Source organism: uncultured Kordia sp., from assembly GCF_947496985.1.
Classification (GTDB): Bacteria; Bacteroidota; Bacteroidia; order Flavobacteriales; family Flavobacteriaceae; genus Kordia.
Map to the genome: position 1 here is coordinate 90,428 of NZ_CANMEZ010000009.1, position 25,884 is coordinate 116,311.

The 25,884-nt window shown below is 32.0% G+C and carries 28 protein-coding genes; 5 read left to right on the top strand and 23 right to left on the bottom strand.

Features of this window, described 5'->3' with window-relative positions; translation table 11 throughout:
* Window positions 1–23 precede the first annotated feature (23 nt).
* The 5 genes from lipA to Q0828_RS19415 form a co-directional block, all read right to left on the bottom strand.
* Window positions 24–899 (bottom strand): lipoyl synthase, encoded by an 876-nt coding sequence (lipA, locus tag Q0828_RS19395; RefSeq protein WP_298425233.1) that lies wholly within the window; start codon window positions 897–899, stop codon window positions 24–26.
* A gap of 166 nt (window positions 900–1,065) precedes the next feature.
* Window positions 1,066–2,280 (bottom strand): divalent metal cation transporter, encoded by a 1,215-nt coding sequence (locus tag Q0828_RS19400; RefSeq protein ID WP_298425235.1) that lies wholly within the window; start codon window positions 2,278–2,280, stop codon window positions 1,066–1,068.
* Entirely contained in the window at window positions 2,280–2,837 is a 558-nt protein-coding gene (locus tag Q0828_RS19405; RefSeq protein WP_298425237.1) for a sigma-70 family RNA polymerase sigma factor, read from the bottom strand. Before Q0828_RS19405 ends, Q0828_RS19400 begins: the two co-directional genes overlap by 1 nt.
* Window positions 2,828–3,931, bottom strand: a complete 1,104-nt coding sequence (locus Q0828_RS19410; protein ID WP_298425239.1) for a glycosyltransferase — start codon at window positions 3,929–3,931, stop codon at window positions 2,828–2,830. Before Q0828_RS19410 ends, Q0828_RS19405 begins: the two co-directional genes overlap by 10 nt.
* Before the next feature lie 15 nt (window positions 3,932–3,946).
* Entirely contained in the window at window positions 3,947–4,150 is a 204-nt protein-coding gene (locus tag Q0828_RS19415; protein WP_298425241.1) for a membrane or secreted protein, read from the bottom strand.
* A 198-nt stretch (window positions 4,151–4,348) separates the two neighbouring features.
* Between Q0828_RS19415 and Q0828_RS19420 the strand changes: the two genes are divergently transcribed.
* On the top strand, window positions 4,349–4,867 hold the full coding sequence (locus Q0828_RS19420) for a DUF4136 domain-containing protein (protein WP_298425243.1): 519 nt from the start codon (window positions 4,349–4,351) through the stop codon (window positions 4,865–4,867).
* Window positions 4,868–4,945: 78 nt separating this feature from the next.
* Here the strand turns inward: Q0828_RS19420 and Q0828_RS19425 are convergent, their stop codons facing one another.
* The 4 genes from Q0828_RS19425 to Q0828_RS19440 form a co-directional block, all read right to left on the bottom strand.
* The gene (locus tag Q0828_RS19425) at window positions 4,946–5,641 is read right to left on the bottom strand and encodes a response regulator transcription factor (RefSeq protein ID WP_298425245.1); all 696 of its coding nucleotides are present in this window, start codon (window positions 5,639–5,641) and stop codon (window positions 4,946–4,948) included.
* Window positions 5,631–6,386 (bottom strand): sensor histidine kinase, encoded by a 756-nt coding sequence (locus Q0828_RS19430; RefSeq protein ID WP_298425247.1) that lies wholly within the window; start codon window positions 6,384–6,386, stop codon window positions 5,631–5,633. Before Q0828_RS19430 ends, Q0828_RS19425 begins: the two co-directional genes overlap by 11 nt.
* Before the next feature lie 26 nt (window positions 6,387–6,412).
* Complete coding sequence (locus Q0828_RS19435) at window positions 6,413–6,820, bottom strand: hypothetical protein (RefSeq protein WP_298425248.1); 408 nt, start codon at window positions 6,818–6,820, stop codon at window positions 6,413–6,415.
* A 282-nt stretch (window positions 6,821–7,102) separates the two neighbouring features.
* Window positions 7,103–7,648 carry a hypothetical protein gene (locus Q0828_RS19440; RefSeq protein ID WP_298425250.1) on the bottom strand — a complete coding sequence of 182 codons (546 nt, stop codon included), beginning with the start codon at window positions 7,646–7,648 and terminating at the stop codon, window positions 7,103–7,105.
* Window positions 7,649–7,942: 294 nt separating this feature from the next.
* On the opposite strand from Q0828_RS19440, the gene Q0828_RS19445 reads away from it, so the two are divergent.
* Complete coding sequence (locus tag Q0828_RS19445) at window positions 7,943–8,323, top strand: hypothetical protein (RefSeq protein ID WP_298425252.1); 381 nt, start codon at window positions 7,943–7,945, stop codon at window positions 8,321–8,323.
* A gap of 139 nt (window positions 8,324–8,462) precedes the next feature.
* Here Q0828_RS19445 and Q0828_RS19450 read toward each other — a convergent pair whose 3' ends face one another.
* The 3 genes from Q0828_RS19450 to Q0828_RS19460 are packed head-to-tail and all read right to left on the bottom strand — an operon-like array spanning window position 8,463 to window position 11,339.
* A complete protein-coding gene (locus tag Q0828_RS19450; protein ID WP_298425255.1) occupies window positions 8,463–9,068 on the bottom strand; it encodes a hypothetical protein in 606 nt (201 codons plus the stop codon).
* A 34-nt stretch (window positions 9,069–9,102) separates the two neighbouring features.
* Window positions 9,103–10,116 (bottom strand): UDP-N-acetylmuramate dehydrogenase, encoded by a 1,014-nt coding sequence (gene murB, locus Q0828_RS19455; RefSeq protein ID WP_298425482.1) that lies wholly within the window; start codon window positions 10,114–10,116, stop codon window positions 9,103–9,105.
* 32 nt (window positions 10,117–10,148) lie between these two features.
* Window positions 10,149–11,339, bottom strand: coding sequence for a pyridoxal phosphate-dependent aminotransferase (locus tag Q0828_RS19460; protein WP_298425257.1), 1,191 nt, complete (start codon window positions 11,337–11,339; stop codon window positions 10,149–10,151).
* Window positions 11,340–11,570: 231 nt separating this feature from the next.
* On the opposite strand from Q0828_RS19460, the gene Q0828_RS19465 reads away from it, so the two are divergent.
* Window positions 11,571–12,845 carry an aspartyl protease family protein gene (locus Q0828_RS19465; protein WP_298425259.1) on the top strand — a complete coding sequence of 425 codons (1,275 nt, stop codon included), beginning with the start codon at window positions 11,571–11,573 and terminating at the stop codon, window positions 12,843–12,845.
* Window positions 12,846–13,005: 160 nt separating this feature from the next.
* Here Q0828_RS19465 and Q0828_RS19470 read toward each other — a convergent pair whose 3' ends face one another.
* Window positions 13,006–13,431: a DUF1573 domain-containing protein gene (locus Q0828_RS19470; RefSeq protein ID WP_298425261.1), complete on the bottom strand. Its 426-nt coding sequence runs from the start codon at window positions 13,429–13,431 to the stop codon at window positions 13,006–13,008.
* A 191-nt stretch (window positions 13,432–13,622) separates the two neighbouring features.
* On the opposite strand from Q0828_RS19470, the gene Q0828_RS19475 reads away from it, so the two are divergent.
* On the top strand, window positions 13,623–16,259 hold the full coding sequence (locus Q0828_RS19475; RefSeq protein WP_298425263.1) for a valine--tRNA ligase: 2,637 nt from the start codon (window positions 13,623–13,625) through the stop codon (window positions 16,257–16,259).
* A 122-nt stretch (window positions 16,260–16,381) separates the two neighbouring features.
* Here the strand turns inward: Q0828_RS19475 and Q0828_RS19480 are convergent, their stop codons facing one another.
* The 4 genes from Q0828_RS19480 to Q0828_RS19495 all read right to left on the bottom strand — a co-directional run bounded on the left by Q0828_RS19480 (window position 16,382) and on the right by Q0828_RS19495 (window position 19,475).
* Window positions 16,382–18,073 carry a serine hydrolase gene (locus tag Q0828_RS19480; RefSeq protein ID WP_298425265.1) on the bottom strand — a complete coding sequence of 564 codons (1,692 nt, stop codon included), beginning with the start codon at window positions 18,071–18,073 and terminating at the stop codon, window positions 16,382–16,384.
* Between the two features lie 142 nt (window positions 18,074–18,215).
* On the bottom strand, window positions 18,216–18,551 hold the full coding sequence (locus Q0828_RS19485; protein WP_298425267.1) for a hypothetical protein: 336 nt from the start codon (window positions 18,549–18,551) through the stop codon (window positions 18,216–18,218).
* Window positions 18,552–18,555: 4 nt separating this feature from the next.
* Window positions 18,556–19,122, bottom strand: a complete 567-nt coding sequence (locus Q0828_RS19490) for a sigma-70 family RNA polymerase sigma factor (protein WP_298425269.1) — start codon at window positions 19,120–19,122, stop codon at window positions 18,556–18,558.
* A gap of 11 nt (window positions 19,123–19,133) precedes the next feature.
* Entirely contained in the window at window positions 19,134–19,475 is a 342-nt protein-coding gene (locus tag Q0828_RS19495; RefSeq protein WP_298425271.1) for a DUF6249 domain-containing protein, read from the bottom strand.
* A 333-nt stretch (window positions 19,476–19,808) separates the two neighbouring features.
* Between Q0828_RS19495 and Q0828_RS19500 the strand changes: the two genes are divergently transcribed.
* A complete protein-coding gene (locus tag Q0828_RS19500; RefSeq protein WP_298425273.1) occupies window positions 19,809–20,528 on the top strand; it encodes a hypothetical protein in 720 nt (239 codons plus the stop codon).
* 139 nt (window positions 20,529–20,667) lie between these two features.
* On the opposite strand, the gene Q0828_RS19505 is transcribed toward Q0828_RS19500, so the two are convergent.
* The 6 genes from Q0828_RS19505 to ftsH form a co-directional block, all read right to left on the bottom strand.
* Window positions 20,668–21,414 (bottom strand): CPBP family intramembrane glutamic endopeptidase, encoded by a 747-nt coding sequence (locus tag Q0828_RS19505; RefSeq protein ID WP_298425275.1) that lies wholly within the window; start codon window positions 21,412–21,414, stop codon window positions 20,668–20,670.
* A gap of 88 nt (window positions 21,415–21,502) precedes the next feature.
* The gene (locus Q0828_RS19510; protein ID WP_298425277.1) at window positions 21,503–21,763 is read right to left on the bottom strand and encodes an acyl-CoA-binding protein; all 261 of its coding nucleotides are present in this window, start codon (window positions 21,761–21,763) and stop codon (window positions 21,503–21,505) included.
* Window positions 21,763–22,410, bottom strand: coding sequence for a phosphatidylserine decarboxylase family protein (locus Q0828_RS19515; protein ID WP_298425280.1), 648 nt, complete (start codon window positions 22,408–22,410; stop codon window positions 21,763–21,765). The genes Q0828_RS19510 and Q0828_RS19515 overlap by 1 nt, the downstream gene beginning before the upstream one ends.
* On the bottom strand, window positions 22,400–23,203 hold the full coding sequence (locus Q0828_RS19520; protein WP_298425282.1) for a phosphatidate cytidylyltransferase: 804 nt from the start codon (window positions 23,201–23,203) through the stop codon (window positions 22,400–22,402). Before Q0828_RS19520 ends, Q0828_RS19515 begins: the two co-directional genes overlap by 11 nt.
* A gap of 1 nt (window position 23,204) precedes the next feature.
* Window positions 23,205–23,813, bottom strand: coding sequence for an LUD domain-containing protein (locus Q0828_RS19525; protein WP_298425286.1), 609 nt, complete (start codon window positions 23,811–23,813; stop codon window positions 23,205–23,207).
* Window positions 23,814–23,928: 115 nt separating this feature from the next.
* Window positions 23,929–25,866 (bottom strand): ATP-dependent zinc metalloprotease FtsH, encoded by a 1,938-nt coding sequence (ftsH, locus tag Q0828_RS19530; protein WP_298425289.1) that lies wholly within the window; start codon window positions 25,864–25,866, stop codon window positions 23,929–23,931.
* Between the last annotated feature and the right edge of the window lie 18 nt (window positions 25,867–25,884).

Genomic DNA, 25,884 nt, shown 5'->3' on the forward strand with positions numbered 1-25,884 from the left:
AATTCTGAATTTAACATTCAAAATTACTCAATATGTTTATGTGCTTTGTATGACGAACGTACCAATGCACCACTTTCTACATGACGGAATCCTAAGTCCAATCCGATTCGGCGGTATTTGTCAAACTGATCTGGTGTAATGAATTGCTGAACAGGTAAATGCTTTTTACTTGGTTGTAAGTATTGCCCAATCGTAACGACATCTACATTCGCTTCACTCAAATCGTGTAATGTTTGAATGACTTCTTCTTCTTTTTCACCCAAACCTAACATAATCCCTGATTTGGTTCTGTTGATTCCTTGATCTTTTAAATATTTTAAAACACCTAAGCTACGATCGTATTTTGCTTGAATTCTTACTTCACGCGTTAAACGACGTACGGTTTCCATATTATGCGAAACTACTTCTGGAGCTACTTCTACAATACGATCTAAATGACGTTCAACACCTTGAAAATCTGGTATTAATGTTTCTAAGGTAGTCGTAGGATTCATTCGGCGTACAGCCTTTACCGTTTCTGCCCAAATGATACTTCCCATATCTTTTAAATCATCACGATCAACCGAAGTCAAAACTGCATGCTTAATTTTCATGATTTTAATAGAACGCGCTACTTTCTCAGGCTCGTCCCAAGCAACCGTCTCTGGTCGTCCAGTTTTTACACCACAAAATCCGCATGAGCGTGTACATACATTTCCTAAAATCATAAAGGTTGCTGTTCCTTCTCCCCAACATTCGCCCATATTCGGACAACTTCCAGACGTACAAATGGTATTCAATTTATACTTATCAACCAATCCACGAAGTTCTGTATATTTCTTTCCTGTTGGAAGTTTTACACGAAGCCATTTCGGTTTTCCTTTAGGAGGCAACACACTTGCTTTTGTTTCTATACTCATAGCTATTTTCTATTCTATTCGTTGAAAATATGAACAGCAAAGATACAAAGAATCTCTTAAAAAAATGCTTGTTCGTAGTTCGTCAATTTATTAATTTGTTTTTTGTCAATTTGAAGATTTTTCAATGGGAATTCCACATGGAAAAGATATTTTTAAGAGTCAAGAGCTAAAGAGTAAAAAGATACCAAACCGAAAATCCTGTTAAGAAAAACATACCCGCCCAACTTAGAATTCGTAAAACAGTATTGGGTTGCCATTCTTTAGGTGTGTGTGTACTAGTAATAAGTATATAGTTTGATATTGCATAAAAAGGAGCTGTAATGAATGAAAGCGCTGTTGCTACATAAATTAATGTACTCATTTTTGCTAAAAACTGTGTTAAGATTAGAACTGTTCCAATCACTAAAATAAGCATCCAAAAAATGTAACTATGTCTAATGTATTTTCCAAAGAGTAGCTGACTCGTTTTTGCCATTGCTCTAGGTGAAGCATCCAATGTTGTTAGAGTTGTACTAAACATAGTTGTAAATGCTGCAATAGCAATAATAATGTAAGTACCACTTCCTAGATTCTGTGTATATAAATCAATGAGTTGTGAAGCAAAAACACCGCCTTTTGGCGAAAATACAGTGCCAGAATTAAACATTACATACGCGCCCAATCCCATAAAACAAATTCCTAATACAATTGTAACGAAGTATCCTAGGTTAAAATCGAATAGTGCGTTTTTAGGTGTAAAACTCTGTGTTTCATTTTTCTTTTCAATTGCCCATAACGAATGCCAAATAGAAATGTCCAGTGGCGCTGGCATCCAACCCATAAACACAATAAGCAAAGTAATTCCGCCAATTTCTGATGGGAAAATTTGTCCTGCGCTTAAGGTGTCATTTCCTTTAAATATTGCAAAACATATTGCAATTACAGTACTGATGGTAAGTGTAATGATAATTACCTTCATCAGTTTATCTAAAATAGTATAGCGTCCCATGGCTAGGATTCCTAAACAGATAGCTGTAATAATAGTACTCCAAATTTCCATAGATAAGGCAATTCCAAATAATTGCGAAGCCAATCCAGCTGTAACAATAGTAACAGCCGTTTGTATGGTAAACATTGTTGCAAATGATAAAATAAAATAGGCAACTAAGAGTCCTTTGCTAAGTTTTTTATAACCGTCCAGTAAACTTTCTCCAGTTGCGGCAGCATATCGAGGTCCAAATTGAAAGAATGGATATTTAAATAAATTCACTAATAACAAAGCCCATAACAAGCCAAAACCAAATTCGGCACCAACCTTTGTAGAATTTACCAAATGCGAAACACCAATAGCTGCACCTGCAAATAGTAATCCTGGACCTAGTTTTTTAAGAAATGAAGTCATTATTGTTTCTGAATTATTTCTGCAAGTAATTTTTTAGCACGTAACAGTTTCACTTTTACATTGTTCATCGGTTCATGTAATTGCTCCGAAATTTCTTTGTAACTCAACTCTTGAAAGTAGCGTAAATTGATCACTTCTTGGTAATGTGGTTTTAGCTTTTTGATATCACGTAAAAGTTTGGCTAAATTTTGCTCTGTAATAATTTTATCTTCAGGCGTTGGACCATCATCAATGATTCTATATACTTCTTCTTCTTGTTCTTGCGTGGTTTCGATTAAAGTTTTTTTCTTGCGTAAAAAGTCAATATGAACATTTTTGGAAATTGTAATCAACCATGTTTTAAACTTGTAGTTTTCATCATAGCTGTCAATTTTATCAAATGCTTTCGAGAAGGTTTGAATGGTAATATCTTCCGCATCATTTTCGTTTTGAACACGTTTTAATTGAAATCCATACACATCATTCCAAAATGAATTTAAGAGAAAATTGAAAGCCACTTGATTGCCTAGTTTAGCTTTTTGAATGTATGCTTTCAGAATCGTTTCGGCTATTTCCAATGCGTTGGTTTTGAGGTCAAATTAGTGATAAAGATACCAAAATGTATGATAACTAAAAAGATTTCAAGAATTGGCAGTACATATAAAACGTCTTGTTCTTTTAGTTTGCTTGCCGCGAAACCTAACACAAAGTATTGAATTATGATTCTGAATACAAGTATGCAAAGTGCATATTGCCACATAGATGTGCATAGTAAAACAATAGCTAAAATCCAGAAGAATAGTTGTGAGGTATAGAATAGTCCTAATAAGAATTTATGAATAAACTTGTAATGCGAAGATGTACTTACATGTCTGCGTTTTTGACGAAACCACGCAAAGAATCCTGTTTTTGCTTCCGAAATAGTAAAGCTATCTTTTGAAAAACAAATAGCAGTATTTTTTTTAGTAGCTGCGTCTTTTATGAATAAATCATCATCGCCAGAACGTATTTTCATATGGTTTACAAAACCATTTACACCATAAAACTCATCTCTATGATATGCTAAATTGCGTCCAACAGCAGTGTATGGAATACCTATTTTAGCATAACTAAATGCTTGAATGGCTGCCATAACTGTTTCAAATCGGATTAAAATATTTAGTAGTGAGTATTTCTTTTTCGCGTAAGCGCCATACCCAATAATAATCTTTTTTGAACTTGAAAAATGCTGACTCATTTCTGTTATCCAATGTTTGGAAGCAGGTTTGCAATCGGCATCTGTAAACAATAAATAATTATGTGTTGCTGCTTTTATTCCAAGCGTAAGTGCATACTTTTTATTACCCCAAAAGGCTTCATTGTTTTCTACATTGACAATTTTAATATTGCTATGTTCTTTTTGAAAACCTTCCATTATGTCTAAGGTTTCATCAGAAGATGCGTCATTTATCAATACAATTTCAAAGTTTTTGTAGGATTGTTGAAGTAATTCTGGAATTAGGCTCTTCAAGTTTTCGGCTTCATTTTTAGCGCAAACAATCACGGAAATAGGAATGTCGTATTGTTTCGTATTATGTTTGATCTTCGCAAAAGCGAACACACCAAAAACTGAAAAATAAACGACTTGTATAGCAGTAATTGCTATAAAAATGTAAAAAAGTAGTGTAATCATAAAAGGAGAGAAGTCCTACTGATGTTGAGGTTCAGCGCATGAATCAAATTGATCTGGCGTTTTTCCACAAAAACCACATGCTTCTCCATTTTTGTTAAGCATAGGGTTTTGACTTGCGCAAGTTCCTGCAAATTCTCCATCTTTTTTTGCCCAAAGTTTAATTGCAATTCCGGCAACACCTAGTAATAATAAACCAATTGTTAATAATGCAAGTTTCATGTGTTAATATCTATTATTTTTTATCGGTCACATGTTTCATCCTAAAATGGTTATCATCTTTAGATTAAAAGTCATCTTTGGGATGATTCATGTAATTTGATTTTTTTTCAGTACTCAATAATCTATTGCAAAGATACAGCTTTTTATGGAATAATTTTTGATATCTTGTAGTAGGTTTTCAAACAAAAATATAGCGCTATGAAGTATTTAGGAATGATTTGCATGTTGGTTTTAGTTGTAGGATGCTCGGCTCCAAAAGTTATATATGATTATGATTCAAAGTTAGATTTTTCCATATACAAATCGTACAATTATTATCCAGAGTTTGAATCTGGTTTGAGTGAACTCGATACAAAACGTCTTCTGAGACAAACCGATTCTATTTTACAATCGCGCGGATTTAAAAAAGTAGCGACACCTGATTTTTATATAAATGTAATGGCGAGTGCTTTTGAAAGTGAGCAAAACAGTGCTGTTGGTGTTGGAGTTGGTGGCGGCGGACGTAGTGCTGGTGGTGGAATTTCTATAGGATTACCTGTTGGGTCAAAGTTGAATCAGCAATTGACTTTTGATTTTGTAGATGTTCGAAAAGATGCGTTATTTTGGCAAGCTATTGCCGAAGGCTATTATAAAGATGAAGCCACACCACAAGAACGCGAAGCGTATTTTAGAATGATTTTATTAAAGGTTTTGGAAGATTATCCTCCAAAAAAATAACTTCGACTCCGCTCGGACTGACAAATAATTTATTTTAAGTCACTTGAAAAGACGTTCGATTTTAAGATTCATAAAGTCTCACTTTTTTGTTTTCAATAGAGGAATATCTATCAAGTTATTTTGAAGTACATATACAACCAAGCCAGCAACATTTCTACATTCTAGTTTTGAAAGTAAGTTATTGCGATGTCCGTCTACTGTACGGGCACTGATGAATAATTTTTCTGCAATTTCGGGTGCTGTATACTGTTCGCAAATTAATTGTAAAACTTCTTTTTCTCTTCTAGTTAACTCAATTGAAAACTGTGCTTTTGGCTTTTTTTTCGAAATAATATTTTCTCTAATAATTGCTAGAACTTGTGTGTTGTAATGGAACCCTTTTTCGTAAACAGCTTCAATGGTTTCTACAACTTCTTCGGGTTGTGAATTTTTTGGTAAGTATGCAACTGCTGATAATTCAATCATATTGATAATAAACGCTCTACTAAAGTGTGTAGAAATTACAATGATTTTTAGAGTTGGATATTTTTTCTGTATGAGTTTTGCTGCTTCAATTCCATTCATCTCAGGCATTTTCAAATCGAGCAATAAAATGTCAGGAACGGTTTTGCAATTGGCTAATTTCTTTAATAAATCAACTCCGTTTTCTGCTTCCAAGTCTACTTGAAGATTTTCGTAAGCGTTCAATAATAAGCTCATTCCTTTTCGGAATAGTGCTTCATCGTCTGCAATAGCAATAGAAATAATTTTCATAGTTGATGTATTAAATTTCATGAGTTTTATTTGGAACAATTTCTATCATTACTGTAGTTCCATTTTCTTTGGACGAATCCAATTGATATGTTCCGTTGATAATATGCAACCTACTTTCAATATTTTTCATACCAAGTCCTTTTTTATAAGATGCTTCGGAAGTATCAAAACCAGTTCCATTATCTTGATATATTAGTTTAATTGATGTTTTTTCTGAATGTAAATTTATATCGATTTCAGTCGCTTTTCCATGCCGAATAGAATTGTTGATGAGTTCTTGAATGATCCTAAAAAGATTCAATTCGATTAAAGAATTTTCTATAGGATGCGAATCATCTACCGTAGTGAAATCGACTTGAACTTTACCCGCCAAATTATAACTGTGTTGTAATTCTCGAATCGTTTCTATCAATCCAAATTCTTCTAAAGTAGGCGGTAATAATTCATGCGATATAAAACGTATTGAATCTATGGTTGTATGAATTACAGTTTCGACTTCATCAGTAATTAGCTGAATTTCTTCGTTTTTTTGACCATGTTTTTTAAGCCGACAAATATTTAAAAAAATAACATTCAGTTTAGATCCAATTTCATCGTGTAAATCTCGTGCAATTCTATTTCTTTCTTTTTCTTGGGTTAAAATGGTTGCATGTAGTAATTCTTCTTGATGTTTATAATCTAACTTTTGCACACGCATTTGCTCTTTAAGAATCTTTTTTTGAGAGTAATTCACAAAAAGTACAAATGCCATCGCAAAAGCGAGCATAATTAGTATACCAAAGATGATTAGTATTATAAAATTTTCTTTTTGAAAAATACTTTCCATAATCCTATTAAAATTAACAACTGAAAAAGAATGTTTAATAACGCATTAAAAATCCAAAATATATCATATACTTGCGCATTTTCATAATAAACATTGCTACACATAAATATAAATAAACTTCCTGAGTAATAGATAAGTACAGCCGAATTGATCAATCGCAAACTTTTTGATACGGTTGGTGCAAATACTTGGTTCTCGATCAAATTATAAAAATACAGAATGGCATATCCAATAATAGTTAACTGTACAAACGTTTTGGCATAACTATTAAAAATATAAATGCTTTGTAGCCATGTTGAGTTACACACAATAAAAAGACTTCCTATGAGTATAAAATACCAAAAATACTTTTTGAAAAAAATGGGTTTGTTCAATAAACTTTTAAAGAAATATGAAAACAAAATAAATTCTCCCAAAGTATATATGTGTAGTAATGGTAAATTGTTTGAATACCCCAACTTGCTAGCAATTAGAACTATAATTTCAATGCTAAGATTCCAAATTAGATAATAGAATAAACGTTGAAACGGAGTATTTAATTTTTTTCGATAAAAAATACATAACGCTACATTAATGCAAAGACAAAGCAAGGCAACATTTGCCGTATGAAAGTAAATACTATGCAATGTAACGATAGAATCCATTAGTTTAGCTGTTTAATTATTTGTAGGATATTCTAAGTTAGGTATATTTTTCGGACAACCATTTGGGCAAGGTCGTGTAAAATCAAAATAAGTATATGTTGGATTTTCTTTATGATCTTTTGATTCAAGTACAAACATGATTTCGGTAACAGGTTCACCTTCAATTGGTTTTCTGTTTTCATCGAGTTTTGGTCTAATAGTATTCATTAAAAATAATTTGTCACTACACACAAATTTACGATGCGCTAAAACTTCTAATAACAAGTCAAAATCTACTTCAGAGCCATAATTTAATTTATCTTCTTTATCAGGAAATGCTTCTGGAGCTTTTTTATCAAGCGTTTCTTTTACACGATCTATATAATCTTTATACTCAGTTAATCCTTTTGTTGCTTCAGTGCTACCTATTTTATGAGGCTCGTGCTCATGAGGACATGATAAATCCCAATCTACTACAATTGGTTTGAATGAATTAGTTTCCGCTTGGGTATGATTACACGATACTAAATAGATGAATGTGATAATTAGTAAGACTGCATATGTAATGGTTGTTTTCATGATGATTAAGTTTAAGTTATCAATCGTTTTCAGAAGAAAGGTAGTGCGTAACTATTTGAAAAAAATAGTTTCAAACTCAAAACAGGTTGAATTACCTAGTAAATGCCGTTAAATCACCTACGTTATACATCATAAAAAACACCCAAGTAGTTTAGCTTGATTTCTAAAAACACGCTGTTGCACTCTTATGCAGGATGTTTCTTCTCTTGATATTTGTGCAAACAAGATCGATCGTTATGGAGTGCAGAACCCATTTAAAAAAACGCATTATTAAATCAATTTAAACTATAAATTATGAGTAATCAAGTAGAAGAAAAAACATTAGAAAAAGTTGCAGAAAATGCAGTAGTCGCAAAAAATAATGCAGAAGCGTCAGGTACAGCAGGTAAAGCGTCAGGTCAAATAACATTTTCAATGGAAGCTTATGAGTATCAAGGGAAACTTCATATTAGAACTAAATCGAGTATGGTTCCTTTAAAATTATACGCTCAAATATACTTAAATGGATTTCCATCAAATCCAAATACTGGATATACTAAAGCTAGTCAAATTAAAAAGACAACCGATGTGTGGAACACTGGATTAGATTGGGGAGTAGGCTATGGTTGTGCTTTAATTATAGACACATATGATAGCCCATACACGTACGAGTATGTTTGTAGATACACGACATAATTAAGTGTGGTTTACGGTTTTATAAAAAAACAGCATTTCAAAAAAAGAGATGCTGTTTTTTCTATATATAAAAATCGTTTTAAGAATTACTCTGTACAATAGCGCTTGTAATCTTTTATACGTAATGACTTTTAAAAAATCATTTTGCGCAGTAAATATTATAGTCTTCTACAAGTTTTTTCATATCTCTATATTTGTATTCACCAGATGCAATTCCTTCGGTAACTTCTGGACAATTATTGAAATAGGCAATCATTTTCTTTTTCCAGCTACTAAATAGACCAATTTTTACAAGTATTGCTTTTTCATCCTCTATTTTTTTTAGAAATAATGTAAAACTTGTTTGTCTTGAAATATTCCCATTGTTTGGTTGAAAAACACTTCCTTCCCCAATATTTACATTCAAAGGGAAATGTATCCAACTGGTGTCAGCACGAGCGTACAATTTTATATCACCATCTACAACAACTTCCATCAATTCGTATGTACGTTTCCATCGAGTTTTTACGTATTCAAATGCTAGTTGAGAATTTTCAAAACCAAAAAAAGTGATACGCTGTATATTTTCACTTCCCCAAATGTCTGCGTTACTTTTTTTATCAAGTCGAAATTTAATACGGTTCTTTTTTGTAAGACTAGCATACCCTTCTATAGTTGTACCGTCTTTGAAAAGTAGTTCGCATTTTTGATTTTGACTAAAAGCGATTCCTGTAAAACAGAGAAAAATGATAATATATTTTAACATAAATGTACTTTTATAATTTTCAATACTGAGAATACTATATCACATTCACTTCTGCTTCAATAGCAATATTGAATTTATCTAAAACGGACGCTTGTATTTTTTTGGCTAAAGCCAGAATTTCCGCGCCAGTAGCATTGTCATAATTAACTAAGACTAAGGCTTGATTTTTATGAACGCCAGCGTCTCCAAATCGTTTTCCTTTAAAACCGCATTGTTCAATCAACCAACCTGCAGGAACTTTAATTTCAGTATCAGAAATCACATAATGCGGTGCATTAGGATGTTCTTTTTGTAATATATCAAAAGCAGCTTTCGAAATTACGGGATTCTTAAAGAAACTTCCACTATTGCCAATTTCTTTAGGGTCTGGAAGCTTTCGCTGGCGAATAGCAATGACTGCATCGCTTACATTTTTAATTGTAGGTTTTGTAATCTGATTACGTTCTAATTCTTGCTGAATAGCTCCGTATGAAGTATTGAGTTTGTGATTTTTTCGAGTTAATTTAAAAACCACAGATGTAATAATATACTTGCCTTTTACTTCATTTTTAAAAATGGAATTTCGATAGCCAAAATTGCAATCATCACGTTGAAAGACTTTTTGTTCTTGTGTTTTTATGTCAATTGCTGCACAACTTATAAATGTATCTTTTAACTCTACGCCATAAGCACCAATATTCTGAATAGGCGATGTTCCTACATTTCCTGGAATCAATGACAAATTTTCAACACCACCAAAATCATTTTCTATACACCAAAGCACAAATTCGTGCCAATTTTCACCAGCTTGAATTTCAACTAATACTTCATCTTCAGTAGAAAAAACAACTCTTTTTCCTTTACTATTAATGTGCAATACAGGGATTTCTATATCCTGTGTCAATAACATATTACTTCCGCCACCAAGTACGAAATAGTTAGAAAATTCCTCTAATTGTAGCGCGACAATGAGTTCAGATATATTTGTAATGGTGATAAAGTTTTTTGCTTTGGTATTAATGCCAAACGTATTAAACTTTTTGAGGGAAACATTATGTTGTATTGTAATCACGTATAGTTTTATGGTTTTAGTTGAAAAAATTAAGCATTATATTGTTGTAAAGCTTCTTTTAAAATGTTGACGGAAGCTATTAAATCTTTTTTATTGAGTACATATGCAATTCGAACTTGATTCAATCCAATACCCGGAGTAGAATAAAAACCAGCCGCCGGAGCTACCATAATTGTTTCACCGTTATGATCAAATTTTTCTAATAACCATTGCGCAAAATCATCTGCGCTTTCTACAGGTAATTCGGCAATACAGTAAAAAGCTCCTTTTGGATTTGCAACACGTACACCGTCAATTTTTTGTAATTCTGAAACTAAAGTGTTTCTTCGTTCTACGTATTCTTCAATTACATCATCAAAATAACTTTTAGGGGTTTCCAATGCAGCTTCACTTGCAATTTGTGCATATGTTGGAGGTGATAAACGTGCTTGTGCAAATTTTAAAGCGGTTGCCATAAATGCTTTATTTTTAGAAACAATACAACCAATTCGTGCACCACACATGCTGTAACGTTTGGAAACAGAATCAATTACAATTGCATTTTCTTCCAAACCAGCTTCTTGCATTACAGAATAATGTTGCAATCCGTCATAAGCAAATTCACGATATACTTCATCGGCAATCAAAAATAAGTCATGCTTTTTTACAATACTAGCTAGTTTTTGAACCTCTTCTTTTGAATATAAATATCCTGTTGGATTTCCAGGATTACAAATTAAAATTGCTTTCGTTTTTGGAGTAATTAACTTTTCAAACTCTTCAATTGGAGGCAATGCAAAATTGTCTTCCATTTTAGAAATTACAGGCACAACTTTTACGCCAGATGCCGTAGAAAAACCATTATAATTTGCATAAAATGGTTCAGGAATTATTACTTCATCTCCAGCATCCATAATACTTCCAAAAGTGAATAATAAAGCTTCACTTCCGCCAGTAGTTACAATAATATCAGTAGCAGTTACATGAATATCATTTTTTACATAATATGCTGCAATTTTAGTTCTGTATTCTTCGGAACCTTCTGATCTACTGTATGCTAGGACTTCAAGGTTGTTGTTTTTAATAGCATCAAGAGCAACCTTTGGGGTTTTAATATCTGGTTGACCGATGTTTAAGTGATATACTTTTGTTCCACGTTTTTTAGCATCTTCTGCATAGGGTACCAATTTACGAATTGGCGATTGCGGCATTGCAATTCCTTTATTAGAAATAGTTGGCATACTGTTAGTTTTTTAGAAACACAAAATTGCAAAATATATTTCAAATTTAAGTTATTCTTATAGACATTTTCATCAATGTTAAAAAATGAAAAAATATGCGGTAATTAGTACTGATTTTTGTACCTTTAGTTGTTACCAACTCCCTTTATTACTTTGATCAGATTTAAAAAACATATCATTTTATTTTTTTTATGTATAGTTAGCTTTGCACAAGCACAATACAAATTTGAAATGCCCGAAGGAAAAGATAAAGTCACAATTCCGTTTAAGCTTTTAAACAATTTGATTTTAATTCCTGTAGAAGTTAATGGTGTAGAAATGTCTTTTTTATTAGATTCAGGAGTAAATAAACCTATTTTATTCAATCTTAATCCTGGCGATTCTCTTGAAATAGAACAACGCGAACGTATAGAACTTCGTGGTTTGGGTTCAGGAAGTACTATTTCTGCAGTGCGAGCACGTTCTGATTCTTTCAAAATAAAAAACGTAGAAAAAATAGATCTAGAATTGTTTATCATTTTAGATGAAGAAATAAATATGTCTACACGCTTAGGTGTTCCAGTACATGGAATTATTGGGTATGATGTGTTTAAAGATTTTATTGTTGAAATAAATTATAGTAACTCTAAAATAAAACTACACAGACCAGAAAGTTATACTTATAAATCGTGTCGAAATTGTGTAGATCTTCCGCTAACTTTTAGGCATAGTAAACCATATATAGATGTAAATGTTGCTATAGAAAGTGATGAAGAAATTCCTGTAAAGCTGCTGATAGATTCAGGAGGAAGCGATGCATTGTGGCTTTTCGAGGAAGATCAACTAAATATTAGCGTTCCTGATAAGCACTTTGATGATTTCTTAGGGAAAGGACTAAGTGGTAGTATTTACGGAAAACGATCACGTGTAAAGAAATTTTCTATGGGAGGTTTTTCATTTAAAAATGCAAAAGTTGCGTTTCCTGATTCTTCTGCTATTGTTTATGTAAAGAATTTTAAAGAACGTAATGGAAGTATTGGCGGTGAAATTTTAAAACGTTTCAAAGTTGTATTAGATTATGGAAACAAACGAATTCGTCTTCGAAAAAGTCGCTTCTTTTCTGATCCTTTTAGATATAATATGAGTGGAATTGATTTACAACATAATGGAATGCGCTTAGTGTCTGAAGTTGTAAAAAAGAGCAGTGCAACAACACAGTCAGATACAAGTACGCTGAGAAACTCGAACACATTGGGAGAAGTAAGTATTGTATTTGAACATTACAATAAATTTAGCCTTGTAAAATCATTTGAAGTAGCAGAAGTCCGAGAAAATTCTCCAGCAGGACAAGCAGGTTTAATCAAAGGTGATATTATTATCTCTATCAATGGACGCTATGTTCACAATTATTCACTTAACAGAGTAACAGGAATGTTAGAGGGAAAAGAAGGTAAAAAGATACGAATGAAAGTAAATCGTAATAATATCTTATTTGAATTTGAATTCCGACTGAAAGAAGTTCTTTAAATTTTAGTATTCAGTATTGCAATAAATCGGTCAATGAATAACTAATAATACTACAATCTATATTTTTTTCTCTATTGCCTTTTTTCTTAAAATCAACACAAAAAAATGCCTCATCAAATTGACAAGGCATCTTTTATAGTTTGTATTTTAATGTAAATGATTAAGATTCGATTTCCGATTTATCTTTCATCATGATACTTTTTCCTTTTGCTGGATCAACAATCTTTCCTTTAATCTTGATTGCTTTCGTTGGCTCGTCTGCATTAGAATATACTGTGATAGTTTTTCTAATTGGACCAACTCTTTTTGTGTCGTACTTCACTTCAATAACACCTGTTTTTCCTGGTAAAATAGGAGCGTCTGGTTTTTTAGGAATTGTACAACCACAACTAGAATATACTCTAGTAATGATTAACGGAGCATCTCCTGTGTTTGTAAATTCAAAAACACGAACGCCGTCAGCGCCTTTTTCAATGGTTCCGTAATCAATTGTCTCTGTTTTAAACTTGATTTTTGCAGTCTTTTCCTGTGCGTTTACGGCAAAGGCAAATAAACCAACAAATAATATAGTAACTATTCTTTTCATTATTTCTATTTTTTGTATTACTGTAAAATTACTTACTTATTTGTAATCTTACAAAATTTGTTTCACAAAATACAAACTAATCTGTATTACCTGCACATATTTAACAATTAAATGCAAAAGTGATAAAACACTTTTTAAATAGTACAGATATAAGTACTTTTGCCAATTATATTACAAAAACAATACCAAAAATGAGTATTCAAGCAAAGTATGATCCAAGTAAGATCGAAGACAAGTGGTACCAATATTGGATGGAGAACAACTATTTCCATTCAGAACCAGACGAACGTGAAGCGTATACAATAGTAATCCCGCCACCAAACGTCACTGGAGTCTTGCACATGGGACATATGTTAAACAATACCATTCAAGATGTATTAATTCGTAGAGCACGATTGAAAGGATTTAACGCTTGTTGGGTTCCTGGAACCGATCATGCTTCTATTGCTACCGAAGCAAAAGTTGTTAATAAACTAAAAGAAGAAGGTGTTCAAAAAGCAGATCTTACGCGTGAAGAGTTTTTAAAGCACGCTTGGGAATGGACAGACAAGCATGGAGGAATCATTTTAGAGCAACTAAAAAAATTAGGAGCTTCTTGTGATTGGGACAGAACAAAATTTACAATGGATGACGATATGTCAGAAGCTGTAATTAAAACGTTTGTTGATTTGTATAACAAAGGCTTGATTTATCGTGGATATCGTATGGTAAATTGGGATCCTGAAGCAAAAACAACTCTTTCTGATGAAGAAGTAATCTACGAAGAAAAGCAAGGAAATCTTTATTATTTGTCATATGCCATTGAAGGTAGTGATGAAAAAGTAACGATTGCAACAACGCGTCCTGAAACGATTTTGGGAGATACTGCAATATGTATCAATCCAAATGATGAGCGTTATGCACATCTAAAAGGAAAAAAGGCAATTGTTCCGTTAGCAAATAGAGTAATTCCTATTATTGAAGATGAATATGTAGACATCGAATTTGGTACAGGTTGCTTAAAAGTAACACCTGCGCACGATGAAAATGATAAAGTTTTAGGAGAGAATCACAACTTAGAAGTAATTGATATTTTTAATGAAGATGCTACGCTAAATAGTTTCGGATTGCATTACGAAGGAAAAGATCGTTTTGTAGTGCGTAAAGAAATTTCAAAAGAACTTGAGGAAAAAGGATTTCTAATAAAAACGGAACAGCATATTAATAAAGTTGGAACGTCTGAAAGAACCAAAGCTGTGATTGAACCAAGATTATCAGATCAATGGTTTTTGAAAATGGAAGACTTGGTAAAACCTGCTATCAAAGCAGTTTTAGATGAAGATAGTGATATCAATTTGTTCCCAAAGAAATTTGAAAATACGTATCGTCATTGGATGGAGAATATCCGTGATTGGAATATTTCACGTCAACTTTGGTGGGGACAGCAAATTCCTGCGTATTATTTTGGTGACGGAAAAGAAGATTTTGCTGTTGCTGAAACCAAAGAAGCTGCATTAGCATTAGCAAAAGCTACTACAGGAAATGAAAACTTAAAACTTGATGATTTACGTCGAGATGAAGATGCTTTAGACACATGGTTCTCTTCTTGGTTGTGGCCAATGAGTGTATTTGATGGAATTCGTAATCCTGAAAATGAAGAGATAAAGTATTACTATCCAACAAATGACTTGGTAACTGGACCAGATATTTTATTTTTCTGGGTTGCCCGAATGATCATTGCTGGTTATGAATATAGAGATGTAAAACCTTTTACAAACGTATATCTTACAGGATTGGTTCGTGACAAACAAGGTAGAAAAATGTCTAAATCCTTAGGGAATTCACCAGATGCTTTAAAGTTAATTGAAGCATATGGAGCAGATGGAGTTCGTGTTGGATTGTTATTAAGTGCTGCTGCAGGAAACGATTTATTATTTGATGAATCACTATGTGATCAAGGAAAGAAATTTGCTAATAAAATCTTTAATGCATACAATTTAACCCAAATTTGGGAAGTAAGTGATAGTGTTGATCAACCAGAAGTTGCAAAAGTTGCGATAAAATGGTTTCAATCGAAGTTTCAAAAAGCATTAGTTGATTTAGAAGATCAATACAGTAAATATAGAATCTCCGATGCGTTAATGATTACATATAAATTAATTTGGGATGATTTCTGTTCATGGTTCTTAGAAATGGTAAAACCAACATACGGTTCTCCAATAGATAAGAAAACATATGATACAGTTATTTCATTATTTGAAGATGTTTTAAAAATTTTACATCCGTTTATGCCATTCCTTTCGGAAGATATATGGCAACGTATGTCAGATCGTTCCAAAGAAGATGCTTTAGTAATTTCGGCTTGGCCAGAAACAGCGACAATAGATGAAACATTATTGAAGAATTTTGAAATGATTCAAGAGGTTGTTTCAGGAATTAGAACAATACGTAAAGAAAAGAATATTCCAAACAAAGATGCGTTATCGTTGATTATTGTAAATAACGAAAAAGCTACTGAGGATTTAAATGCTGCAATTGCGAAACTTGGAAACATAGAAAATATTAGTTACAGCGATGAAAAGGTTGATGGTGCATTGTCATTCCGTGTAAAATCGAATGAATACTTTATACCAATGGAAGGTGCTATTGATATTGAAGCTGAAATTGAAAAACTAACTAAAGAACTTGAATATGTTGAAGGTTCTTTGAAGATAGTTCAAAAGAAACTAGCAAACGAACGTTTTGTGAACAATGCTCCTGATCAAGTTGTCGCAAATGAAAAGAAAAAAGAAGCAGATGCTATTAGTAAAATAGAAACATTAAAAGCGAGTTTAGCTTCTTTGAAATAATGTAACAGTTAGATATTTCAACTTCACTTAGTATGAAGTGTTGATTAATATATTATAGAAAACCATGTGCAAAAGTAATTTTGTATGTGGTTTTTGTTTAAGAAATGGAATAATTAACAAACTTAATGATTCAAAACATTAAAAGTCTCGTTGAATGATTTTGACTTTGAATATGAAAAATGTAATCTTAAAAATGACTGTGCTTTTTCTAGATTCTTTTGAAAGAATTTCAAGCGTGAATCATTATTTTTTGTAGCTAATTTAACTGCTTTCCCGAAACTCCTTACAGCTTTTTCATAAGCTTTACATTTTAAATAACTTTCTCCTAAACTGTCCCATAAATTTGGCGAATTAGGAAATTTCTCTGTAGCTTCTTTAAAAATTTCTGCAGCTTTTTGATAATTAAATTTGAATATTCTATAACCTAATTGATTCATATCATTTCTAGAAGGATCATGTGATTCCATGTATGCTTTTCGGATACTATCACCCTTTTGATTGTTCCCGTTTTTATAATACAAACTCATAATTTGCTGCAATGAACCATTAGAAGGTTTGATATCATAACCGCATAAATTAGATAATTTATTAAAGTATGTATTTAAGGCTTTAATACCTCCTTCTCTTTCAAATTCGGTTAAAGATCCTCTATCAGGATATCCTTCTAGTCTATATTTATCCTCAAGCTGATTCGCTGTTAAATATAATCTATGGACTATTTTTTGAGCTTTTATTCTATTCACATTACTTGTAAATATTATGGTAGTACCATCATCAAACAAACTAATCACTGAAGCATGCCCAAAAGTTGACCCTGTGTGTGAATATAATTTGGCTTGTGTATTTCTTTCAATGATATCATCCCAGTTCCTAACCCAACCGTAAGCAAAGCCTTGTTTAACTGGGGTTAGCATTTTTTTGGTAGTCTTTTCAGATAGTAGTGTATTATTTTTAATAGCCTTACTCCAAATAAATAAATCCTTAACAGTTGAATGCATTCCACCTGCAGTATAAATATTGGATTGGTCTCTATCAGGAGCTTCTTGAAAGTGACCTCCATGTTTGATAAATAGCATCTTATAAGTTTTATCTTCATTAAAAATATAGCCTTTTGCTATTTCTTTTTTTATAAATTTATTAGATGCAAATCCAGTATTTATAAGCCCAAGTGGTTTTGTTATTTTTTCTTTTAATAATTCTGAAAAAGATTTTCCAGACACTTCTTCTAAAATAGCACCTAACAACATATAACCAAAACTACTGTAATGTGCTGATTTTCCTGGCGTATCAATTAACTTCATCTTACTAATAAATATCGCTAACTCCTTTGGAGTATAAAATGTAGAGGTAAATGTCCTTGAGTTCATCCCTATAGTTGCTAAACCTGTATAATGTGGTAATCCTGATGTATGTGATAATAACTGATGAATTGTTATATTCTCGGCAAATGTTTTAGGTAGATACTCTAGGTGTGTAGATACCGAATCATTTAATTTTAAAATACCTTCTTCAACCATTTGCATTACTAACATTGCTGTGAATTGCTTCGTTAAAGATCCTATCGAAAATTTAGTCTCTATTTTATTAGGAATATTTTTAGCTCTATCTTTTAACCCGTAAGCTCCTGTAAATAGAATTTCGTCATTTTTTGCTACTAATACAGTGCCTGTGAATGGGCTTCCAAGTTCTTTTCTTCCGTTTTCTGCATAGTCATTCATAATACTTTCAATAGTATTTTCACTATTCATACATGAACTAAAAAGCAATAATATCATGCCTAGCAATAATGATTTTAATATCTTATTTGCATTCATAATTTTTGTTTTAAGTAATAGGATTATCTGTTCGCAGAGAATTGTTCTTTGCAAATACTTGTTCCGTAGCATTTTGCTACGATTAAAATTTGTTTTTGAATCTTTAGGTTGTTCTTATATCAACATCAGTCCTGTTATTGATTTATGAATCGTTTTTTATACGTTGTTTTGAATGACCTGAAGCAGTTTCTAATTGTAAAAATAAATTCACTAGTATAAAAGAACACATTCCGAGCTGTATCAATGGGTTTCTATAATCTGCACTTAGATTAGGATTATCGTAAAGCTCTAAAAATAGAACTATCAATATCAAAGTAATGAAGACACCCAATAGGCCATATTTCCTATTTTTAGCTATCTGTTTTTTAACTTTAGCTTGTGTTTTTATTTTTTGCATAATGGCATCTTCAAAATCTACTTCGGTATAAATTGACTCAATATTTTTAAAAATGTTTTGTAACTCGTCTTGTGTTTCCATGGTGTTATAGTAAATCGTTTATACTTGAAATATGATGTTCATTCCTTATTATATCATAAAAGTGAGCTCTAGCTCTATGCAGTAAGATTTTTACATTTGCTTTTGAAAAGTTCAAAATACTTACTATTTCATCAACTTTTAATTCATTTAAGTAAAATAATTGCAGCATTAGTGCTTCTTTGGGTGGCATTTTGGTTAAAATACTTTTTATCAATTGTTTCAATTCATCTTGATGTAAACGTATGATGGCATCATTATAATTAGATCTGTCTTGAGCTGATACAACTGATGAAACTTCATCTAGAGTATATCTTTTTTCTTTTTCAAGAAGCCTTAAGCTCTTGTTAACTACAATACGATACAACCACGTTGAAAATTTAGATTTCTTCTTAAATGATGACAACGAATTATAAGCTTGGATAAAACTCTCTTGAACAACATCTTTTGCCTTATCTTCAGATTTCATAATAGATATAGCTACTGCATAAGCTCCATTCTGATACGTTTTGATGAAGTAAGAAAAAGATTGAGCATCTCCATTTAATACTTTTTGTAAGTATTGGTCGTCCATTAAACAGATGCTTATTTTTTTGAACGTTTATTTAACTTTGCTACTACCAAATAAGATATTAAAAGATTTACTCCTCCAAAAAGAAGCATGTAAGCAGAATACATAGCATAATCTGTATTAGAACCTTCAGCACCCTTAGCTAGAATCATACCAAAACCTAGGCCTATCATTAACATTCCAAACTTTATATCTAAATAAGAATTTGCAGATGAATTTTGATTTTCACTCAGCTGATTTCGTTCAATTTGCGCCATACGTTCGAGATGTCTTGCTTTATGAAAAAAATAGATTGTAATTGCTGATACAATAATTAAAAGGGCTAGTATTTCCCCAAAACCGATAAATGATTCCATAATAATGATTTGTTTCTAGTAAGATACGTCGTTTAGAAAAAAGGTTACAAAAAACACGGTATAATTGTTTTTGCATACTATAGGCAAAAGATAATGTCAGAAATAATTCTGACTTTTAGAATTTGATAAAGCTTAACTAGATTTTTGTAAAATGAATACTATTACTGATAATAGGTAAAACATACAATGGGTGAGAATGTGTATAATCAATTGCTTGGTTGTCGACTACTTGGGGATTTCTTCGGTTCTCCTCTGGTTCGTTTTCTTTTACTAACTTTGTTCTTAACAGCGCAACTAGTAGTACGCGAATACATTGCTCATTATTAGAATTGAATGTTTAAATTTTTTAAGAAAAAGAAGAAGGTTGGTTGCCCAGTTTGCCATAAGAAAAACATCGTAGGATTCGGAACTGATTATTTGGAATCTAAATTCGATTCAAGAATTTTGGCGTCAGAAATAATCGGCAACATTCAGACTTATCAATGCTCAATATGTAAATCTATATTTTATAAGGAAGTAGAAATGTTTCAAAGATTTGCAAATGGGCAAATAGAAATATTGAAAGAATTCGACTCTCATAATTTAGAATTGAATGAGAAACTTAAAATTGAATTGAACTCAATTGGATTATCAGACGATTTGCATATGAATAAGACAGCGCCTGTGAAAGTTTTACTTAAAAATGGAAAAACTATCGATTTTGCAACAATCCGAATTTCAAAAAAGCCACCAATTGGTTATTACTTTGACCATTTCAAAGAAGTAATATTTATTGACAAAGTCGAAGCTATAGAGAAAAGTGAATTTGGATTGTCAAAAAAAATCAGAGAGAAAGCAAAAAATGCAGAAGAAATGCGGATGGGATTTTACCCTACTGTTCTTGGAGCAAGTAATGGAGAGAAAGTCGTTATAAACGGAAAACCACTTTTCTTTCGGAATGGAAAAATTAAAAGAGCTGATTTAAAACTTGAGAATGAATCCTGGGATCATAGAGTTACATATGTTTATGAAGAAAAAATTGAAGAACAAGTTATAGTGATATCTAAAAAGTAAAATTAGTGAACAATAAATAATTAATTGTTGATTCACTAGTTTTAGAAGGATAAACGTTTTGTGTAATTTGAAAAGATTTAATGTAGAGTATGGAGTTTATTGATGTATACTATACTTTGTAAAAGCAAAACGAGCCCAGCTATCTAACTGTTTTTCTTCTATAATACCAATCAATTATAAAAATGCTTATTAACATTAGTAAAGACCCTAAAAGTGAGCCTTCAAAGCCAAAATGACCGCCATTTATGTAATTATCTTTAGTGCGAACTTGTTCTACAATAGAATATGAACTAAAACCACTTACACCAAAACCAAAAATGGGTCCTTGGAAAAAATTCCAACTTAAATGTAACGCTATAGGAAACCATAAATTTTTTGTGTGAATATATGTGATACCAAGCAATACGCCTGCTAAAAATAAATTTAAAAGCGGAATTGTGCCTATGTTAGGGTTAAACATGTGTAGTGCAGCAAAAAAGATAGAAGTTATAATGAGAGAAAGATATTTGTCATACACATTTAGCAATTGACCAAGGACATAGCCTCTACATAAAACTTCTTCCATAAAAGCAACAAATGTGTAAAAAATAAAACTGTATGCAATAGCACTTTTATTGATATGTGTATTATAATTTAGCTCTATTTCATGTAAATAAAACAAAGAAAAACACCCGATTACCATAATAAGTATCCCTAAAAAGAAACCAGCAATAATATCAATAGTTCTATGTTTTAAGTGAAGTCCAATAGAAATAAACGATGTTTTGTCTACAAATTTTGTAAAAATAAAAATAGCAAGTAATGTTCCTATAAATTGAAATAATCGATCTAAAGTTAAAGTGTCTAAATTTCCTATTTCATAAGGAAGTATGTGAAGTTGATTCACAAAATAAGCAGCAATTTGAAATATGAGTAAGCAAGCAAACCACGTGATTATAAATAAGCACAGTTTTAATACGATAGGTAAGTTATTGTTAGACTTCAAAATATGAATTAACTAATTCTATATATGCTTTCTTAGCTTGTTCAGGAGTAATGTCTTGTGTTTGTAAAAGTGCATTCATTTTAAAGGCATTGATAATTGGTCTACGACTACTAGGTTTGCCATCGTTGTTTGTTGCCTTTTTGTAGTATGCATACAATCGCAATAGGAAATCTGCAGGAAATGCAGACGTACTATTGTTTACGCGCTCTACGGCTTCAAAGAATTCTATGTCTAACTTTGAGGAACTCATTACTTCATCGCAATTACGTCAACACCACCTTTTACAACTTGGTTGAGTTTTACATTGATATTTGTATCTAACGGAAGAAATAAATCTACACGTGAACCAAATTTAATAAAACCAGCATCTTCACCTTGTACAGCAGCTGCGTTTTCTTCAGCATAATTTACAATTCTTTTTGCTAAAGCACCAGCAATTTGTCTATATAAAATAGGTCCATATGTTTCATTATCAACCACAACAGTAGTACGTTCGTTTTCCTCAGAAGCTTTTGGATGCCAGGCTACTAAGAATTTCCCTGGATGATATTTACTGAATTTTATAGTGCCACCAATAGCATAACGTGTTACATGTACGTTAATTGGTGACATGAAAATAGATACTTGTAAACGCTTATCTTTAAAGTATTCTTTTTCAAATACTTCTTCAATAACAACTACTTTTCCATCAACAGGAGCAATAACATGTTCGTCATTTTTTGGAGTCGTACGTTTTGGATTTCTAAAAAATTGTAGAATCAAAATTAAAAATACAACTGCAATTCCTTGCAATAGGTATTTAATCCAAGCTGTATCAATTTTATCAGCAGTAATCACAATAGCTGCAACAATGATAAACGTTACAATGATAATTTTATATCCTTCTTTATGAAACATAATCTAATATCTTTAAAAACAAATAAATAAATGGAGCAGAAAATATCATGCTGTCCAATCGGTCAAAAATACCACCATGACCTGGTAGTATAGAGCCACTATCTTTTACATTGGCTTGTCGTTTGAATTTTGATTGAATCAAATCGCCAATAGTTCCTATAGAACTTATAATAATTGCTAAGATTAGCCAACTGCTAAAACTTAACGTATCTGTAAATTTAGCTATAAAATAACTAGCAACACAAGAAAAAAGCAATCCGCCTAAAAATCCTTCTACAGTTTTCTTAGGTGAAATACGTTCAAATAATTTCTGTTTACCAAAGTTTTTTCCTGTCAAATATGCAAAGGAATCATTTACCCAAACTAAGATAAAACTTCCTAAAATAATGCATGGTTCATACGTTCCTGCAGCGCTCGGTATTAATAATAAGAATGCAAAACTACTACTTATATAAAAGGTAGCAAGTAGGAATTTTTTAAACTGAAAAAGCGGAATTACCTTTTTTGTAAATAAATCTTGAATCAAGAAAAAAGAAACGAATATAGAAAACACTAATAAGATCATAGTGGCTTCCTGACTTGGTTTCCAGTAGGCAAATACACCTACAATTACTAAGAATATGATGTGTTGAATAAATCCTCTAAGATTGATAAGTTTACTAAATTCTGTCATGCAAACCAATCCGAAAACTACGAATACAACCAAAATAGCTGTTTCTGAATAGAATACTGAAAAAATTAATAGTGAGATAAAAATTAATCCAGATAAAGATCGCGTTAAAAGTTCTTTCATTTTAGAGGTCTTCCAATAGTAGCAAATATAAGTTTTTTGAGCTACTTCCATAAGATAAAAAGTCCTTTTCTTCTTGCACTTGGAAATGCTTGATAGTAGTGATGTTACTTGGGATATTAGACTTGTATTTGTTTTTTATTCCACGCAAACCTTCACCAATTGCACCTACAAGTTGACTAGTTGTGGCAAGAATGACAAAGTTATCAGGTAAGTCGTTTAACTTTTTTTCTTTAATTTGATTAGAACAAACTAAAATAGAGCCATTATCAGCAATTAAATATTCGCAAGAAGCCAAATAAAAACTTGAATTCATGTTAATTTTTGAGAAACGAACGTCAAAATTGTCAAAACGTTCTTGCAATTGTTGATCAAAACAAAGCGCTTCTTTTCCTTCCCAACCGTTTTCAATTAGGATATTTTCCAAGCTATTGTATACATCGGTAAATGAATCGCAGTATAAAAATTTACCACCATTCTTTCTGAAGTTTATTGTAAATCGCTCATCTATAGGGAGTTCAACTTGTGGCATATATTTGCCACGCTCATCTACAGAATTATCTTCCTGTTGCGGTTTAGATTTGGAGCCAAAAATTTTTTTAAAAAGACTCATAGAGTCAAGCTGCAGTTTAATGTTAGGACATAGTTTCCGTAAAGATAGAAAATCTCGACTTATGCTAGCGATAAATCGAGATTTTTTAAATATAAATATCTGTTAAAGTAGTAGACTATTCTTCAGAGTCTTCTATCTTGTTTGATTTTTCAAACGGTCTTGCTCCGAAAATTCCCTCTAAGTCATCTTTAAAGATCACTTCTTTTTCTAAAAGTAATTCGGCAAGTGTTGTTAGTTTATCTTTGTTTTGCTCTAATAATTGAATAGCTCTTTGGTATTGATTTTCAATAATTGCAGAGATTTCTTTATCGATTACTTTCGCAGTTTCTTCACTATAAGGTTTAGAGAATCCATTATCATTTCCGCTTGAATCGTAATACGTAATGTTTCCAATTTGATCATTTAAACCATATACCGTTACCATAGCACGCGCTTGTTTGGTAACTTTTTCTAAATCACTTAATGCACCAGTAGAAATTTTATCAAAGATTACTTTCTCAGCAGCTCGTCCTCCTAATGTAGCACACATTTCGTCTAACATTTGTTCTGTACGAACCAATAAACGCTCTTCTGGTAAGTACCAAGCAGCTCCTAATGATTGTCCTCTTGGAACGATAGTAACTTTTACTAACGGTGCAGCATATTCAAGCAACCAACTTACAGTTGCATGACCAGCTTCGTGAAAAGCAACTGTTTTCTTTTCGCCTGGCGTTATGATTTTATTTTTCTTTTCTAAACCACCAACAATTCTGTCAACCGCATCCAAGAAATCTTGCTTCTCAACAGCTTTTTTCCCTTTACGAGCAGCAATTAATGCAGCTTCATTACACACGTTTGCAATATCAGCACCAGAGAAACCTGGTGTTTGTTTTGATAAGAAATCGGTATCTAAGTTATCTGCTTTCTTTAATGGTTTTAAGTGAACTTCAAAAATTTCTTTACGTTCACGAATGTCTGGAAGATCTACATAAATTTGTCTGTCAAAACGTCCAGCACGCATTAATGCTTTATCTAAGATATCTGCACGGTTGGTAGCAGCCATTACAATTACATTTGTATTGGTGCCAAAACCATCCATTTCTGTTAATAATTGGTTTAATGTATTTTCACGTTCATCGTTAGAACCTGTGAAATTATTTTTTCCACGTGCACGTCCAATCGCGTCAATTTCATCAATAAATATAATTGCAGGTGATTTCTCTTTTGCTTGTTTGAACAAGTCACGAACTCTAGAAGCTCCAACACCTACAAACATTTCTACGAAGTCTGAACCTGATAGTGAGAAGAAAGGCACTTTTGCTTCTCCAGCGACTGCTTTTGCTAATAAAGTTTTACCTGTTCCTGGAGGTCCTACTAATAAGGCTCCTTTTGGAATTTTTCCTCCTAAAGAGGTATATTTCTCTGGATTTTTAAGGAAATCTACAATTTCTTGTACTTCTTCTTTTGCACCTTCTAATCCTGCAACATCTTTAAACGATGTTTTCATATCTGTTTTTTCGTCAAATAGCTTCGCTTTCGATTTCCCGATGTTGAAAATCTGTCCACCGCCGCCAGCGCCACCGCCGCCAGACATTCTTCGCATGATAAAAATCCAAACTCCAATGATGAGTATAAATGGTAAAATGCTAACTAATATGCTTGTAAAGCTGCTGCTTTCTTGATCGGAAGCAATTTCAAAATCAAGACTTTTCGCTACTTTGACTTCATTAAGATAATCTTCAAAATTTTCTAAGTTTAGATATTTTATCGTAAAATCAGGTGATTCACCCATAAAGGATAAACCTGTTTTTTTCTTTACAAAATCTTTGAAAATGTCTTTTTCTGCAGCGCCTTCTTTTAAATAAATTCTAGCAACTTTAGTATTTGTAACTACCTCAATTTTTTCAATATCATTGTATTGAACTAATTCTTTAAACTTTGTAAAAGTTACTTTGTCGTCAGAACCAGAATCATTTGAAAATATTAAGAAAATAAGGAAGAGCCCAACCATTCCATAAATCCAATATGGACTGAATTTGGGTTTTTTATCAATGTTCTTGTTGTTGTTTGCCATTAAATGAAAATGTAATTT